This window comes from Aestuariibacter sp. GS-14, from assembly GCF_006494365.1.
GTDB classification, from domain to species: domain Bacteria; phylum Pseudomonadota; class Gammaproteobacteria; order Enterobacterales; family Alteromonadaceae; genus Alteromonas; species Alteromonas mangrovi.
Genome location: NZ_VHIP01000011.1, coordinates 132,882 through 149,279, shown reverse-complemented (window position 1 = coordinate 149,279; position 16,398 = coordinate 132,882). Strand labels below are relative to the sequence as shown.

Genomic DNA, 16,398 nt, shown 5'->3' with positions numbered 1-16,398 from the left:
CACTAATTGTTGCGATCACCGCCACATTCAGCCAGATATTCAGAAATTGATTGCCATCGTAACTCAGTTAGCCGGGATTTAATTTGTGGGCCTTTTGCGCCACTTGCAATGATGCTTTGAACATCAATTTGCCGGGCTCGGTTGAGCGCTGTTGTAAAGCGCTCAATTAACAGTGGGGATGCCTGTTTTACTGGCCAATACAGACCCGCATTTAACAAGAGCGTTAATCGCTCAGGTCTGCGCCAGGCGTCAACGGCATTCAGAAGATCTAATAGCAGGGTTGCATCTGTCTGAGCGCTTGTCAGTTGACTGACAAACTGGCAGGCGATGAGGGCGGCATCCTGTTCCAGATTTGGTACTTTCAGTTGTTTTCCCAGTGCTTGCACCTGACTATAAGATAAATCTGCGCACAGTACTGCCCATCGAGTGGGTAAATCCGCACCTTCGGAAGCCGCTTTATCCAGTTGGGATAATACTGCGTGTATCGACTCGAGTTGATGAAACTCGGGCATCCATACCTGTAAAGCTCCCACGGTTTTCAGAATACTGAAATAGACCGAAGGGGAGTCTTCCATCAGGCTGCGGCTGGTTTCTTTCCATACGCGTTCCTGGCTGAGCGCGCTGATATCGGGTGAGTTGCACATGTCGTTCATCAGCGCGAGCGTCTCGGGCGCAACCACAAACCCCAAAGCGTGGTATCGCGCGGCAAAACGCGCTACCCGAAATACCCGCAAAGGGTCTTCGCTAAAGGCCTCACTAACATGGCGCAGTATGCGGTTGGCCAGGTCCTGCTGGCCGTTAAATGGATCAATAATATTGCCATCGCTGGCCATCGCCATGGCATTTACCGTTAAATCCCTGCGCCGCAAATCCTCTTCCAGCGTCACGTCAGGGCTGGCATAACACTGAAAGCCGGTGTACCCAGCGCCAGACTTTCGCTCCGTGCGTGCAAGGGCGTATTCCTCTTTGGTTTTCGGATGCAGGAACACCGGGAAGTCCTTGCCTACCTGTTGAAACCCTTTGTCTGATAGTTGTGACGGTGTTGCGCCCACTACTACCCAGTCCCGCTCAGTTACGGGGCGGTGAAGCAGGGTGTCGCGTACGGCGCCGCCAACTAAATAGGTTTGCATGAGGTCTCTTTCGTCTGACTGTTTAGCCGATATTATGCCTCAGTAAGCGCATGAAAACACGGGGTTGTTGACTTAGCCCCCGAGTCTGTTAGTTTACCGGCAACAGGGAACTTCCGATCGGCCAGACATGTTTTTACATTATTTCGGGTTAACCGATAACCCGTTTTCCATTGCCCCCAATCCAGACTATCTCTATATGAGTCCACGTCACAAAGAGGCGCTAGCTCATCTGACCTTTGGTTTAAGAGAAAGCGGCGGGTTTGTCATGCTGACTGGTGAGGTGGGAACGGGTAAAACAACGGTCTCCCGTAAACTGCTACAACAATTGCCCGACTCCACCCAAGTCGCAATGATCCTCAATCCCACGCTGTCAGCCATTGAGCTGCTTGCAACGGTGTGTGATGAGTTGGGCATTGAATACGACTTACAGCACGCCAGTTTGAAGTACTTTACCGATAAACTACTCAACAAATTAGCGGCTAATCACGCGGCTGGCAAAAACACAGTACTGATGATCGATGAAGCACAGCACCTGTTACCAGAAGTATTGGAACAGTTGCGCTTACTGACGAATCTGGAAACCAATCGCGAGAAACTGCTTAAAGTAGTGTTGATTGGTCAGCCTGAATTACAGCAGCTACTTAAACGCAATGAGTTACGTCAGTTGGCCCAACGTATCACCGCGCGCTATCACTTATTGCCACTCAATGCTGATGAGGTGAAGGCCTATATTGGACACCGCTTGAGTGTGGCGGGGGGCGATATCAGTATTTTTAGTTCTGCTACCCTGCGTGCAATGTACAGAGTAACCGCGGGTATACCCAGGGTAATTAATTTGTTGTGCGACCGGGCAATGACACTGGCATTTACCCAACAGCAGGCGGTTGTGAAAAAGCATTTATTAATGGCGGCCGCCAGTCAGATCCTGGGGGAAGACGTAGTCGAGCAGCGTTTGAAAGGGCAAAAGACCCTGACAATGGCCGCCGTGTTCTGCATTATGCTGGTGATAGGCTACGGGTGGGGTAGTGTGGTATGAAAATTTTAGCCATTCAGGACACCACGCCCGGTATGATGATAGTGCGGATCACGCAACAAAATGGTCCGGTAAAAATTCGTAAATCCGGATTGATAACCAGTGCATCCATGATCCAGGGCCTGATTGAAATGGGGGTTCAGGAAGTAGAAATCGACCCTGAACAAACAGTAGAAATTTGTGCTGATGATGCACAGCAAAGTGTAAGTACACCCACACAAGCGCTGTTGCGCGGGCAATTTGATACGCAGGCCAGAAAGACGGATGCGGCCATTAACGAGCAGTTTAACCGCAGTCTGTTTTTGCCTACCGTTAATGCGTTGCCAAACTGGTGGCAGCGCGCTGTCCGGCCCGCAGCTTTATATGTATTAATTGGGTTTGGCGGGCTGGCGAGCGGTTATGTACTGGCAAAGTTGCCGGGTTGGTATTCTCAAATTACTGCTCCTGTGCCAGTGGTTCGGCATCCTGTTTCAGTGCCCCCGCAGCAGGCAGCGGAGAGCTTACAGGCCAGTTTAAATAGTAATCCTGTTGCTCAGGACAAGCCTGTACCTGCTGATATTTCTGGTTCAACGGAGCAAATTGAACCGCTTGCGAATAGTGCTGCTGTGTCAAATGCCGATGTGGTTCAACCCGCAGTTGAAAGCAACGAAAACATAATCAATGCTGAGCCGGATGATAACGTATCTGTGTCGCCGGAACTAATGGCAAGATTTAATAAGGTGTTGTCGGATTTAGAAAAAGAAGACAGCGGTGAGGAACCGGTACCCGCGGCGCCGAAGGTAACTGTGCACGATGACATCAAAAGAATCGACCAATTACCAGCGCGCTTATTGACGCGCTTACCTGCGATGGATTTCAGCGCGCACATGTATGCAACTATCCCACGAGATCGCTGGGTGAGAGTGAATGGTCAGGATAAAACGGAAGGCGATTGGATCGACGACAGGGTGCAAATCGTCAACATTGAGGCACAGCGTGTGATATTGCGCTTTGAAGGTGAGTTATTTGCGATGACAGCGCTCACCGATTGGTGAGCGTGCGTTGAGCCTGAGTTGATCCTAACAACAATAGAATTCGTCAGGCAGGCATTTGGTGAATAAATACCTCTGAGAAGAATTTGGGTAGGTTAATCGCAAATTCCTCAGGGCCAATACTGGCAACAATTTCGTCAGTGGTTTTCGCCAGATCCAAGCGTTTGATTTCGGAATAATGACCGGTATTTATGCTGTAAAACGTCATCACAACCGGTGTGAGTAGATTCGATGGGTTTTTCTGGCTCACGATACCCAGTTTGCCGCTACTCAATCGAACAAGCGAGCCAACCGGGTAAATACCCAATACACCAATTAACCGGTTAACCAGTGATTGATCCAATCCTTGATTCTGCGACAGAGCCTTTAACACCTTGTTATTCGGTAACGATCGTCCAAACGGACCAGGCATTCCCAAGCGAGAAAACTCGTCGATAACAGCGGCTGCTTTGGCCAGCGGAAGAATATCCGCCTCATGTAACTGATTGGGATAGCCAGAACCATCCACTCGTTCATGGTGCTGACCGATAATGTCAATTACAGTGTCAGTGATGCCTTCTGACTGCGATAGTAACGCCAGGGATTCCGCGACATGCTGTTGATATTGTTTGCGTTGTGCGTCATTCAGGTGCTTGTCGTGGACACACAATTCATCGGGCAGAGTGACCAGACCGGTATCCATTAGCAGTCCGGCCAGACTGGCTTGCTCGACTTCCTTTTGCGAGTAGCCCAGTTCATTTGTGAGAATGGCCAGGTAAATACTGCAGTTTATTGAATGTTCAAGCAGGAAGTCCTTACCACGCTGAATCATGCTCAGGCACATCAGCGCATCTTTATTTTCCAGTACACTCTCAAGGATATTTTGTGTGAGGGCTGTCAGCTTTGATACATCAGCGCCTTTTCCCATTTTGATTTGTTCAAGAAAGCGCTGCTGGATGGTAACGGCTTTTTGATACAACACTTCTGCATCTTGCAGGCTTTCAGAGGTAATGCCTTGTTGCTGAGGCGGAAGGAGGGCCTTATCGGTGATGTTATCATCTGGCGAATCAATGGCTGATGGTTGTAATGCCTGCATTTCTTCTGCCGGCGCCAGTCCTTTTGAGCAATCAATCTCTACCCGTTCAACCCCTTTAGAACGCAATACAGCAATCACGTCCTCTGAGCGTACCACGCCCTTTGAGCGAACTTTGACCTTACCCGTATCATCGAGTACCTGATTGACATACATTCCAGGTAATAACTCATCGATGGTGATACACCGAAGCATGCGCACTCCCAATGACATAGGCAATAAATCGTTCAATAAAAGCAATTATAGTGCAGTTTAGCAATAAGTAATTAAACTTTTGTTTAATATGGGATTAACTGAATATATTTTATGGAGAACAGCGAGTTAGCCGCCTTTGACAGCGGCTAACTGAACCGGTTTTTACAGCCAGGCAGGTTGTTTGGCTTCAAACGTTTCAATGGTTTCAGCCAGCTCCAGTGTCTGACCAATCGCATCTAATCCTTTCACCAGAATGTTTTTGTGATGGGCGGCAATCTCGAAAGACCAGCTTTGACCTGCCACCGCAACGGTTTGTGACGGTAAGTCGATACTGATTTCAGCCGACGCATTGCTGGCCACCGCTGCAAAAATGCTGTCCATTTGTGCACTGTTGAGTGCAATTGGCAGCAATTGGTTGTTCATGCAGTTACCGTAAAAAATATCGGCAAAGCTGGTGGCGATCACGGCTTTAAATCCGAAATCAGTGAGTGCCCAAGGCGCGTGTTCACGGCTGGAGCCGCAACCAAAGTTTTCGCGTGACAACAAAATCGTTGCGCCAGCATGCTCTGGTTTGTTTAACACAAATTCAGGATTCGGTACTTTTTCTTCCAGATCCAGATAACGCCAGTCGTGGAACAGGTGCTTACCAAATCCGGCGCGACTTACGCTGGTCAGAAATTGCTTGGGAATAATTTGGTCGGTATCAACGTTGGCCTGATCCAATGGGCAGGCTGTGCCGGTTAATACACTAATTCCGGTAGTCGGTTCGCTCATGGTTTACTCCTGAAAATCTCTGACGTCGGCGAACTTACCGCGCAATGCTGCAGCGGCGGCCATAGCCGGGCTCACCAGGTGAGTGCGTGCACCGCGGCCCTGACGGCCTTCAAAATTACGGTTGCTGGTAGACGCACAACGGTCACCGGCTTGCAGCAGGTCATCGTTCATACCCAAACACATCGAACAGCCTGGTAAACGCCATTCAAAACCCGCATCAGTAAATATTTTATCCAGACCTTCTTCTTCGGCCTGACGTTTTACGGCGCCTGAGCCGGGTACGATGATTGCCGTTACGTTGCTGGCAACTTTGCCTTGTTTAGCAATCGACGCTACGGCACGTAAATCTTCAATTCGGCCATTAGTACAAGAGCCAATGAACACATGTGAAACCGGAATGTCAGCTAACTTATCACCGGCTTTAATCCCCATGTAAGCCAATGCTTTGCGGGCTGACTCTTTTTCTACCGGATCGCTGAAATCGTCCGGACCAGGGACAGGCATTGTGACACCGATCACCTGACCAGGGTTAGTTCCCCAGGTTACCTGAGGAGCAATATCAGCTGCCTGAAGTTCAACCACGGTATCGAACGTTGCCCCTTCATCGGTAAACAGGGTTTTCCAGTATGCCACTGCTGCATCCCAATTGGCTCCTGTTGGCGCGAACTCGCGGCCTTGCAAGTAATCGAAGGTCGTTTGGTCAGGCGCAATCATGCCAGCCTTCGCACCCGCTTCGATACTCATGTTACAAATGGTCATGCGCTCTTCCATCGATAAGGCTTCGATGGCTTCGCCACAATATTCAATAACGTGGGCAGTCGCACCGGCGTGACCAATCTTACCAATAATGGCCAGAATGATGTCTTTGGCGGTAATACCGGTTGCCAGCTTACCATTGACCTTGATTTGCATGGTTTTTGCGCGGCTTTGCTTCAGTGTTTGGGTAGCCAGTACGTGCTCTACCTGTGAGGTACCAATGCCAAACGCCAGTGCGCCGAACGCACCGTGTGTGGCCGTATGAGAATCACCACACACCACGGTCATGCCAGGTAAAATCAAACCCAGCTCAGGGCCCATGACATGCACAATCCCTTGCTTTTGATGGCCCACCGGGAATAGCTGTACATTGTGTTCTTCACAGTTTTTTGCCAGTGTTTGCAACTGAAGCTGGTTTTGTGGACCACACGCATCCAATGCCAGGCTGCGCGTAGATATACTGTGATCCATCGTGGCGAACGTGCGATCCGGACGACGTACCTTGCGACCTTTCTCGTTCAACCCGGCAAACGCCTGGGGTGAGGTGACTTCGTGGATCAGATGACGGTCGATATAAATTAAGCTGTCATCGCCAATCTGGTCAATCACATGCGCTTGCCAGACTTTATCGTATAGGGTTTTAGCCATGAGTGTGGGTACTCCTAAGCCAGAATGTGTTTAACAATGGCGTCACCCACCTGTACGGTAGTGGCCGCTTTGTGACGTTGACTTGCTGGCAGCAGTTCGCCGGTAAGTACACCTGCTTCCAGTACGCTCACTACCGCATTGTCGATAGCATCTGCTGCGTTTGTCAGGTTCAGGCTGTAACGCAACATCATGGATGCCGACAGAATCTGTGCGATAGGGTTCGCTATGCCTTTACCAGCAATGTCAGGCGCTGAGCCGCCGGCGGGTTCGTACATACCAAATCCGTCGCCATTCAGGCTTGCTGAAGGTAGCAGACCCATGGAGCCGGTGATCATGGCGCATTCATCAGAAATAATGTCGCCAAATAAATTGGAGCACAGCATCACGTCAAAGTGTGCCGGGTCTTTTATCAACTGCATAGTCGCGTTGTCGATATAAATGTGTTCCAGTTCTACCTCTGGGTAGTCTTTGGCCACTTCCTCGGTTACTTCGCGCCACAAGCGGCTGCACACCAGTACGTTGGCTTTGTCTACAGACGTTACGCGTTTATTGCGTTTCATTGCCGCTTCGAAAGCACTGATAGCAATGCGGCGAATTTCACGCTTGCTGTAGCGCATGGTATCGAAGGCGTATTCTTCTTCGCCTTCACCTTCGCGACCTTTGGGCTTGCCAAAATAAATGCCACTGGTGAGTTCACGAATGACCAGTACGTCTACACCACTGGAAGCAATGTCTTTGCGCAATGGCGATAAGTCTTCCAGACCCGCGTAAATTTTAGCCGGGCGCAGGTTGCTGAACAGATCAAAGTGACTGCGCAGTGTTAACAGGGCTGCGCGCTCCGGGCGTTGTTCCAGCGGCAGGGTGTCCCACTTGGGACCACCAATAGAGCCGAACAGGATCGCATCGGCCCGTTCACAGCCAAGCAGTGTTTTGGCTGGTAGCGCTTCGCCTTCTGTATCAATGGCATAACCACCAACAGGGTATGCAGTACGGTTAAATGAGACAGAAAATTTTTGTTCGATGGCATCCAGTACCTTATTGGCTTCCTGCATGACTTCCGGGCCGATGCCATCTCCGGCAAGTACGGCAATGTTATACTGACTCATTTATACTCCTGCTACGCGGTCTTGTTGATGCTTTTGCTGATCGATCTGATCAGCCAGATACGTGTTGTTCAATACAAATATAAGGGCTTTTACACCGGCTTCTACAATGTCGGTTGCCAGGCCAATACCGTGAAAACGGCGGCCTTTGTATTCAGTGATCACGCTCACTGAGGCCAGTGCGTCTGCACCTTCGCCTTTGGAATCCAGTTTAAAGTCGACGACTTCCAAATCGTTATGGCCCAGCATGGCCATAATAGCTTTATAGGACGCGTCGACCGGACCATTCCCTATTTCGCTGCGTGTGACAATGTCACCGCCAATTTTTAACTGCACGGTGGCACTGGGAATAATTTCCTTGCCCGATGTGGCGTGCAGGTATGTTAACTGATAATGCGCCTGCTCGTGTTTTTGTTGATCAAAGAAAAGCAATGCTTCCAGATCGTAGTCATACACCTGACCTTTTTTGTCGGCCAGTTTCAGGAAGGCATTGTAAATAGCTTCCAAATCGTAATCGGTTTCTTTGTAGCCCAATTCGTGTAAACGGTGTTTGATGACATGACGGCCAGAGCGCGACGTCAGGTTCAGGTGATTTTTGTTAATCCCCACACTTTCCGGTGTCATGATTTCATAGGTATTTTGCGCTTTTAAGACACCATCCTGGTGAATACCAGACGAATGGCTGAACGCATTGCTACCCACAATGGCTTTGTTTGACTGAACCGGCATGTTACACAACTGGCTAACCAGTTTAGAGGTACGGCTGATTTCTTTCGAATTGATGTTGGTATTCAGGTTGTACATGGCCTGACGCGTTTGCAGGATCATGGCAATCTCTTCCAGAGAGCAGTTACCCGCCCGCTCGCCAATGCCGTTAATGGTACATTCAACCTGACGCGCACCGTTTTCTACCGCGGCCAGCGAGTTGGCTACAGCCAATCCCAAATCGTTGTGACAGTGCACAGATATGGTGGCTTTGTCGATATTGGGTACGCGGTTAAACAATTGCTTGATGATCCCACCAAACTCTGTTGGTGTGGTATACCCAACGGTATCGGGAATATTTACCGTGGTGGCTCCCGCGTTGATAACGGCCTCTACCATGCGGCACAGGTAGTCGATATGGGTGCGGCCAGCGTCTTCACAGGAAAACTCAATGTCATTGGTATAGCGACCAGCATGCTTAACCGCGGCAACTGCCATTTCAACAATGTCTTGCTGAGATTTTTTCAGTTTACTGTTTACATGAATGTCTGACGTAGCAATAAAAGTATGAATGCGGAACTGTTCCGCCACCCGCAATGCTTCACCACAGGCGTCGATATCGCCGGGCAATGCGCGGGACAATCCGGCTACCGTGGCATTCTTTATTTCCCGGGCAATCATTTGCACCGATTTAAAATCACCAGGAGAAGACACCGGGAAACCGGCCTCAATGATATCCACACCAAGACGCTCGAGTGCCAGTGCGATCTGCAGTTTTTCTTTTACACTCAAACTGGCTGGCAAAGCTTGTTCGCCGTCACGCAAGGTCGTATCAAATATTTTTACCTGATTCGTCATGGCTTGGTACTCATGTTGTGAAGTTAAAAAAAAACCCGTGCTTAGCACGGGTTTTTGTGTGTTGTTCGCTCAGTCGCAATCTACCCGTGCAATCTTGCTGCCATAAGGAGTAGAAGAGATAAAATCATCGTTTGCTTAAACATGGTTGTCCTGAAAAGCAGAATGTTTGCGACTGTTTCAATGCGGCTCAATGTACAGGCTGCGGGGGATAAGGTCAACCACTGAATCCAATTTTCGCTATAAGTTTTAGTTATAAATTACGGTATTCGGCCATTTTTAGGATAAAAATCATCTTTGGCCGTAAGTAGTGGGCTGTAATTAGGGGCTGTTGTCCTTTGCTGTATCATTTTGGTTCCATAACGAACCCGAAGGGCAGCAGTTGTTAGTCATTTATGTCGCGTTATCGACCGCTTATAAAAAATAACTACACTATGTGGATTCTGCCTTGTCTAAATGACTCACAACTCGCTGCAAAAATATACAGCAAGGGCCAACAGCCCCTAGTATTTAGGTGGCAATTTGGCGGCACTAAAATGACGCCAGTCCAGTGTACTGACCAGTAGCATTTCGCGAATAGATAGGCGGCGCGGTAGTGTTTTACCTTTGTGGTTCCAGCTATGGCCACAACAGGCCGACGTCACTATGGCTTTGGTGGGTTTAACCAGGTTGATCTGCCGGGGCGTAAACTGCGCATCTTCCAGCGAGTTGCCATAAAAATCAAACCAGCCGAATTTATTGATGTGCAGCGTCTGGTTTTCGGTTTGTACCTTATCTATGGAATCCAGCTCGATGTGCTCGTTATCAAACTCCTGTACGCGTACCGGTACTACCAGCCCTGCTTTCGCGTACTTTGCTAACCAGTGTAAACAGTCGTCGGGTTCTGCTTTTCTGGCCGGACTTTTACCCGGCTGTTTTGCTTGCCAGCTGGCATTGTGTTGATCCAGTGTAAGTGGCGTGGTGCGACTCACCAAAAAGCGTGCAGTGCGTTTAACATGATGGCTTAAGCCCGCCAGTCTGCGACGCAAAAGGTTAATTTGCCTGGGGCCGGAGGCTGATAAATTCTGCAATTCCCGCTCATACAGGGCGTTGCACAACTCGGCAAGTTCTCGTTGTGAGGTGTCAGACTCAACCGCCTGGAAGAAGTCTGTTTGTTGTGACGCGAGATCAGCGTGATCAGAAGGCTGCGTCATGAGTAGTCATCGGTACGGCAATAAAAAACGGGGCAGGCTGTTTGGCCTGCCCCATATTTATTACTGGCCTTTGATTTCGCTACGACCGTTGTAAGCCACTTTACCTGCCAGCGCTTCTTCGATACGCAGCAGTTGGTTGTACTTAGCAACACGGTCAGAACGACACAGTGAACCTGTTTTGATTTGGCCCGCTGCAGTACCTACTGCCAGGTCGGCAATAGTGGCATCTTCAGTTTCGCCTGAACGGTGAGAGATAACGGCGGTAAAGCCTGCATCTTTCGCCATTTTAATGGCTTCCAGGGTTTCAGTAAGTGAACCGATCTGGTTGAACTTGATCAGGATCGAGTTACCGATACCGTTTTCGATTCCGCGCTTCAGAATCTTGGTGTTAGTGACGAACAGGTCGTCACCAACCAGTTGCACTTTACTACCAATTTTCTTGGTCAGGCTTGCCCAGCCATCCCAGTCGCTTTCGTCCAGACCGTCTTCAATAGACACGATTGGGTATTTGGCAGCAAGTTCAGCCAGGTAATCACCAAACGCTTCAGAATCAAATGACTTGTCTTCACCCGACAGCACGTATTTACCGTTTTTGTAGAATTCAGACGCTGCACAGTCCAGTGCCAGTGTGATGTCTTCATTCATTTTGTAACCGGCTTTTTCTACTGCTTCTACGATAACAGCCAGGGCTTCAGCATTTGAACTCAGGTTTGGTGCAAAACCTCCTTCGTCGCCAACTGCAGTGTTCAGGCCTTTAGCAGACAGTACTTTTTTCAGGTTGTGGAAGATCTCTGCGCCCATGCGCAATGCTTCTTTGAAGCTCTTCGCACCTACTGGCTGTACCATGAATTCCTGAATATCAACGTTGTTGTCTGCGTGCTCACCACCGTTGATGATGTTCATCATAGGTACTGGCATTGAGTACTGACCAGGCGTGCCGTTCAGATCGGCGATGTGCTCATATAGCGCCACGCCTTTTTCGGCTGCGGCTGCTTTCGCTACTGCCAGCGATACTGCCAGGATAGCATTTGCACCCAGCTTTTCTTTGTTTTCGGTACCGTCTAAGGCGATCATGGCTTTGTCGATATCGCTTTGCGCAACCGGATCCATTCCAAGCAGGGCAGGTGCAATGGCGTCGTTAACCGCAGCCACCGCTTTTGTTACGCCTTTACCCAGGTAGCGGGCTTTGTCGCCATCGCGCAGTTCCAGTGCTTCGCGTGAACCCGTAGATGCGCCTGAAGGTGCACAAGCGCGTCCCATTACGCCTGAGTCCAGATATACGTCTGCTTCTACAGTGGGGTTGCCACGGGAGTCCAGAATTTCACGTCCAATGATACGCGAGATCTTCGCCATTTTAATTTCCTCAACAAGTAAAAAGGTACTCCGGGAGAGAGAAGTACCAGGTTTTAAATTAGTGATTTTCTTTTTGGTATTTTTGCGCTGCTGCTACAAACCCGGTAAATAACGGGTGGCCGTCACGCGGAGTGGAAGTAAACTCCGGGTGGAACTGACCTGCAACAAACCACGGATGATCCGGGATTTCGATAACCTCAACAAGGCGTTTGTCAGTGGACAAACCACTTACCTTCATACCGGCCGCTTCAATTTGGTCGCGCAGGTTATTGTTCACTTCGTAGCGATGACGGTGACGCTCATAAATCTCTTCGCTGCCATATGCCTGATGCACTTTGCTGCCTGGGATCAGGTGACATAGCTGACTGCCTAAGCGCATGGTTCCGCCTAAGTCTGAGCTTTCGTCGCGCACAGCAGTGCTACCGTCAGAATCCAGCCATTCAGTAATCAGACCCACTACCGGGTAAGGTGTGGATGAATCAAACTCGGTACTGTTAGCTTTTTCCATGCCTGCAACATTGCGGGCAAACTCAATCAGCGCAACCTGCATACCTAAACAAATACCCAGGTAAGGTACTTTGTTTTCGCGAGCATAACGGGCAGCCGCAATTTTGCCTTCAATACCACGCTCACCAAATCCACCGGGAACCAGGATTGCATCGAGTTTTTCCAGAATTTGCGTGCCTTTTGACTCGACGTCCTGTGAATCGATATAGTGAATGTTCACCGTAAGGCGGTTTTTCAAACCGGCGTGCTTGAGGGCTTCATTAACCGACTTGTAGGCATCGGGCAGTTCTACGTATTTACCTACCATACCAATATTCACTTCACCTACCGGGTTAGACTCGGCGTAAAGTACCTGTTCCCATTCGGTCAGGTCGGCTTCGTTGCACTCCAGACGGAAGCGGTCAACTACCAGTTGATCCAGCCCTTGTGCTTTCAGCGCTGCTGGAATCCGGTAAATGCTGTCGACGTCTTTAAGCGAAATAACTGCTTTTTCTGCAACGTTGGTGAACAGCGCGATTTTAGAACGCTCTGTATTGGGCATAGCGCCAACCGAACGGCACACCAGAATGTCGGGTTGAATACCAATTGAGCGCAATTCTTTTACGCTGTGCTGGGTGGGTTTGGTTTTCAGTTCACCAGAGGCTGGCATATATGGCACCAGTGTCAGGTGCATAAACATGGCATGGTCGCGACCGACTTCGGTGCCCAGCTGTCTGATGGCTTCAATAAACGGTTGTGACTCGATGTCACCTACGGTACCGCCCACTTCAACAATGGCTATATCAAATCCTTGCGCGCCATCGATCACGCGGCGCTTAATTTCGTTGGTGATATGTGGGATCACCTGAATGGTGGCGCCCAGATAATCACCGCGGCGCTCGCGGCGTAATACTTCTTCGTAAACCCGTCCGGTGGTGAAGTTGTTCCGTTTTGTCATGCGCGTTCTGATAAAACGCTCATAGTGACCTAAATCCAGGTCGGTTTCGGCACCATCGTCGGTTACAAACACTTCACCGTGTTGTATTGGACTCATAGTACCTGGATCAACGTTTATATACGGATCCAGTTTTAGCATGGTCACCGTGAGACCACGTGCTTCAAGGATGGCGGCAAGTGATGCTGCAGCAATGCCTTTACCAAGCGATGAAACGACACCACCGGTGACGAAAATATAATTAGTCATGCGAAACCTAAGACGTTGGGTTATTTATTGGGTAATGCATTGTCAGGGAAAACAGTCCCTTGAAACAGCACTATAGACGGCGCAACAGTATACCCAATAAGCTGGCTGTTCACAATTATAACAAGCAATAAGATACCTGCATGCAGAGGGTAGGGCAATCTGCAATGATGCACAGATACACATTCTGCGAATCTGGCATCATTGCGGAGGTATTAGCACGCTGGTTTGCTTACAAACTGCTGTGTTTTTTCAGTTCGTAAATCAGCGCCAGCGCTTGTTTTGGTGTGAGCTCATCCGGGTCGATTTTCGATAGTGCGATTTCAACGGCAGAAGGCTCTGGTTCAACAAACAACGAGGGTTGCGCAATATTCTGGTTATGTTGTTGAGCGCTGTGCACCGATGCACTTTGTCTGCCACTTTGCTCCAGTTGTTTAAGGCGCAGTTTTGCCGCACTGATCACGGCTTTTGGCACGCCAGCTAATTGCGCAACCTGTAAACCATAGCTTTTGCTGGCAGCGCCGCGCTCAACGGTATGCATAAAACGAATGGTGTCATCGTGTTCTATTGCATCCAAATGCAGGTTACATACGCCGTTGAGTTGGTTTGCCAGTTCGGTAAGTTCAAAGTAGTGCGTTGCAAAGAGCGTGAAGGCATTCAGTTTGGTGGCGAGGTATTCCGCGCAGGCCCAGGCCAGTGACAGTCCGTCATAGGTGCTGGTACCCCGGCCAATTTCGTCCATCAGAACCAGTGAATAAGGCGTGGCATTGTGCAGGATGTTGGCGGTTTCGGTCATCTCAACCATAAAGGTAGAGCGACCGGATGCCAAATCGTCTGACGCGCCTATGCGGGTAAATATTTTGTCTACCGGCCCGATCTCAGCCTGTTCAGCTGGCACATAACTACCAATATAGGCAAGTAGCACAATCAGCGCTGTTTGGCGCATATAGGTTGATTTACCCCCCATGTTGGGACCGGTAATCACCATAGTACGTTGTTGAGTATTCATGTTTAACGGGTTGGGTATAAACGGCCCGTCCATGACCTCTTCAACCACGGGGTGGCGGCCATGTTTGTAAGTTATGCCCGGCACGTCAGTGAGTGTGGGCGCATGGTACTCAAGGGTTTCTGCCCGTTCAGCGAGGGTGACCAGTACATCGAGTTTGGCCAGCGACTGAGCACTGTCGATAAGTTTATCCAGAAAGGGAGTGATATGGTCGAACAGGGCATCGTACAGTTGCTTTTCCAGCGCCAGGGCGCGACTTTGGCTGGTAAGTACTTTGTCTTCGTGCTCTTTCAGCTCTGGCGTAATGTAGCGCTCGTTGTTCTTCAGCGTTTGGCGACGGATATAATGCGCTGGTACGGCGTTGCTGTTGGCTCGTGATACTTCGATGAAGAATCCATGCACCCTATTATAGCCTACTTTTAAGGTGGCAATCCCGGTAGCGTCGCGTTCACGCAACTCCAGTTTGTGCAAATAATCAGTTGCGCCCTGCGACAAGTCCCGAAGCTCATCCAGCTCTGCGTTGTATCCTGGTGCGATCACACCGCCGTCTCGGATCACCACCGGCGGATTGTCGATGATGGCGTTGTCCAGTAAATCAGCCAGTTCAGGATAGGTGCTGACTGTGGATGCCAGTGATTGCAGTAGTGACGCCGTGTAAGGGGCTAAATTTTCCTGTAAATCGGGTAATGCGTTCAGCGCTTGCTTCAGTCTGGCAAAGTCACGAGGCCTTGCCGAACGCAACGCCAGACGGGCCATGATGCGCTCTATATCGCCAATTTGTTTTAATTGCGAATGTAACTGTGGATAGTCGCCATTGAGTAACGCGCCGATGGCTTGTTGGCGAGCGGTGAGTTCGTCGCGATCGGTTATAGGGGCATGCAAATAACGTTGCAATAAACGACTGCCCATCGCCGTGGCGGTTTTATCCAGTACGGCAAATAAGGTGTGCTCAACCCCACCAGACAGATTGCGGGTGAGTTCGAGATTCCTGCGTGTAGCGGCATCAAGTTGTACGCGTGTTGACTGCTGTTCCAGCGTGATGGCGCGGATGTGGGGCAGTGCTGTGCGTTGGGTATCTTTCACGTATTGCAGTACACAGCCTGCGGCACCTAATGCCAGTGTTATGTTGCCTATGCCAAAGCCATTGAGGTCCTGTGTGCCAAATTGGGCGTTGAGTTGTTGAGCGGCAGTTTGCTGGTCGAATTCCCATTCTGGGCGACGGCGAATACCTTTTAAATGAGATATCAATTCAAACCAGGCAAAGCCTTCCGGGTACAGGAGTTCCGCCGGGTGCAAACGCTGGAGTTCGGCGCTTAGCTGATCTTCGCCTTGCAATTCGGTAACCAAAAAACGCCCGCTGGTGATATCCAGCCAGGCCAGGCCAAAGTTGTTTTTATGGCCGTACACAGCGGCAAGTACGTTGTCGCGGCGTTCTTCTAACAAGGCTTCGTCGGTTACGGTGCCGGGTGTGACGATTCGCTGAACCTGACGTTCAACGGGGCCTTTGCTGGTAGCAGGATCGCCAATCTGCTCACAAATGGCTACTGATTCACCCATTTTTACTAACCGTGCCAGGTAGCTTTCAACGGCATGATAAGGCACACCTGCCATGGGAATTGGCTCGCCTCCGGATTTGCCCCGCGCGGTCAGAGAAATATCAAGCAGCTCAGCGGCGCGCTTGGCATCATCGTAAAACAATTCGTAAAAATCGCCCATTCGGTAAAATAGCAATATGTTTGGATGTTGCGCCTTAATTGCCAGGTACTGGCGCATCATGGGAGTGTGTGATTCCAAAAAATCCTCAGCTTGCGATTAGTAATTTGTCCGCGGCATAATAGCGCCATTCTCGATAGTCGT

General features: G+C 49.8%; 12 protein-coding genes. 2 read left to right on the top strand and 10 right to left on the bottom strand.

Features of this window, described 5'->3' with window-relative positions; translation table 11 throughout:
* Nucleotides 1–2 precede the first annotated feature (2 nt).
* Nucleotides 3–1,130, bottom strand: a complete 1,128-nt coding sequence (locus tag FJ444_RS15935; protein ID WP_140959883.1) for a CCA tRNA nucleotidyltransferase — start codon at nucleotides 1,128–1,130, stop codon at nucleotides 3–5.
* A gap of 127 nt (nucleotides 1,131–1,257) precedes the next feature.
* Between FJ444_RS15935 and FJ444_RS15930 the strand changes: the two genes are divergently transcribed.
* Together FJ444_RS15930 and FJ444_RS15925 are read left to right on the top strand one after the other, a co-directional pair.
* Nucleotides 1,258–2,166, top strand: coding sequence for an ExeA family protein (locus FJ444_RS15930; protein ID WP_140959881.1), 909 nt, complete (start codon nucleotides 1,258–1,260; stop codon nucleotides 2,164–2,166).
* Nucleotides 2,163–3,197: a general secretion pathway protein GspB gene (locus FJ444_RS15925; RefSeq protein ID WP_140959879.1), complete on the top strand. Its 1,035-nt coding sequence runs from the start codon at nucleotides 2,163–2,165 to the stop codon at nucleotides 3,195–3,197. The genes FJ444_RS15930 and FJ444_RS15925 overlap by 4 nt, the downstream gene beginning before the upstream one ends.
* Nucleotides 3,198–3,240: 43 nt before the next feature.
* Here FJ444_RS15925 and FJ444_RS15920 read toward each other — a convergent pair whose 3' ends face one another.
* The 9 genes from FJ444_RS15920 to mutS all read right to left on the bottom strand — a co-directional run bounded on the left by FJ444_RS15920 (nucleotide 3,241) and on the right by mutS (nucleotide 16,317).
* Nucleotides 3,241–4,461 (bottom strand): HD-GYP domain-containing protein, encoded by a 1,221-nt coding sequence (locus FJ444_RS15920; RefSeq protein WP_181405190.1) that lies wholly within the window; start codon nucleotides 4,459–4,461, stop codon nucleotides 3,241–3,243.
* A gap of 162 nt (nucleotides 4,462–4,623) precedes the next feature.
* A complete protein-coding gene (gene leuD, locus FJ444_RS15915) occupies nucleotides 4,624–5,235 on the bottom strand; it encodes a 3-isopropylmalate dehydratase small subunit (protein WP_140959875.1) in 612 nt (203 codons plus the stop codon).
* A 3-nt stretch (nucleotides 5,236–5,238) separates the two neighbouring features.
* Nucleotides 5,239–6,639 (bottom strand): 3-isopropylmalate dehydratase large subunit, encoded by a 1,401-nt coding sequence (leuC, locus tag FJ444_RS15910; protein WP_140959873.1) that lies wholly within the window; start codon nucleotides 6,637–6,639, stop codon nucleotides 5,239–5,241.
* Nucleotides 6,640–6,653: 14 nt separating this feature from the next.
* Complete coding sequence (leuB, locus tag FJ444_RS15905) at nucleotides 6,654–7,745, bottom strand: 3-isopropylmalate dehydrogenase (protein ID WP_140959871.1); 1,092 nt, start codon at nucleotides 7,743–7,745, stop codon at nucleotides 6,654–6,656.
* A complete protein-coding gene (gene leuA, locus FJ444_RS15900; RefSeq protein WP_140959869.1) occupies nucleotides 7,746–9,305 on the bottom strand; it encodes a 2-isopropylmalate synthase in 1,560 nt (519 codons plus the stop codon).
* Nucleotides 9,306–9,805: 500 nt separating this feature from the next.
* A complete protein-coding gene (locus FJ444_RS15895; RefSeq protein WP_140959867.1) occupies nucleotides 9,806–10,495 on the bottom strand; it encodes a hypothetical protein in 690 nt (229 codons plus the stop codon).
* A gap of 60 nt (nucleotides 10,496–10,555) precedes the next feature.
* Nucleotides 10,556–11,848, bottom strand: coding sequence for a phosphopyruvate hydratase (eno, locus tag FJ444_RS15890; protein WP_140959865.1), 1,293 nt, complete (start codon nucleotides 11,846–11,848; stop codon nucleotides 10,556–10,558).
* A gap of 58 nt (nucleotides 11,849–11,906) precedes the next feature.
* Nucleotides 11,907–13,538: a CTP synthase gene (locus FJ444_RS15885; RefSeq protein WP_140959863.1), complete on the bottom strand. Its 1,632-nt coding sequence runs from the start codon at nucleotides 13,536–13,538 to the stop codon at nucleotides 11,907–11,909.
* Nucleotides 13,539–13,767: 229 nt separating this feature from the next.
* Entirely contained in the window at nucleotides 13,768–16,317 is a 2,550-nt protein-coding gene (mutS, locus tag FJ444_RS15880; RefSeq protein WP_140959962.1) for a DNA mismatch repair protein MutS, read from the bottom strand.
* Nucleotides 16,318–16,398 lie beyond the last annotated feature (81 nt).

Coding starts and splice junctions, on each gene's coding strand:
- FJ444_RS15895 (WP_140959867.1), bottom strand. CDS start 10,495: ATGACGCAGCCTTCTGATCACGCTGATCTCGCGTCACAACAAACAGAC.
- FJ444_RS15925 (WP_140959879.1), top strand. CDS start 2,163: ATGAAAATTTTAGCCATTCAGGACACCACGCCCGGTATGATGATAGTG.
- FJ444_RS15920 (WP_181405190.1), bottom strand. CDS start 4,461: ATGCTTCGGTGTATCACCATCGATGAGTTATTACCTGGAATGTATGTC.
- leuA (WP_140959869.1), bottom strand. CDS start 9,305: ATGACGAATCAGGTAAAAATATTTGATACGACCTTGCGTGACGGCGAA.
- leuD (WP_140959875.1), bottom strand. CDS start 5,235: ATGAGCGAACCGACTACCGGAATTAGTGTATTAACCGGCACAGCCTGC.
- FJ444_RS15935 (WP_140959883.1), bottom strand. CDS start 1,130: ATGCAAACCTATTTAGTTGGCGGCGCCGTACGCGACACCCTGCTTCAC.
- leuB (WP_140959871.1), bottom strand. CDS start 7,745: ATGAGTCAGTATAACATTGCCGTACTTGCCGGAGATGGCATCGGCCCG.
- mutS (WP_140959962.1), bottom strand. CDS start 16,317: ATGATGCGCCAGTACCTGGCAATTAAGGCGCAACATCCAAACATATTG.
- FJ444_RS15885 (WP_140959863.1), bottom strand. CDS start 13,538: ATGACTAATTATATTTTCGTCACCGGTGGTGTCGTTTCATCGCTTGGT.
- FJ444_RS15930 (WP_140959881.1), top strand. CDS start 1,258: ATGTTTTTACATTATTTCGGGTTAACCGATAACCCGTTTTCCATTGCC.
- eno (WP_140959865.1), bottom strand. CDS start 11,848: ATGGCGAAGATCTCGCGTATCATTGGACGTGAAATTCTGGACTCCCGT.
- leuC (WP_140959873.1), bottom strand. CDS start 6,639: ATGGCTAAAACCCTATACGATAAAGTCTGGCAAGCGCATGTGATTGAC.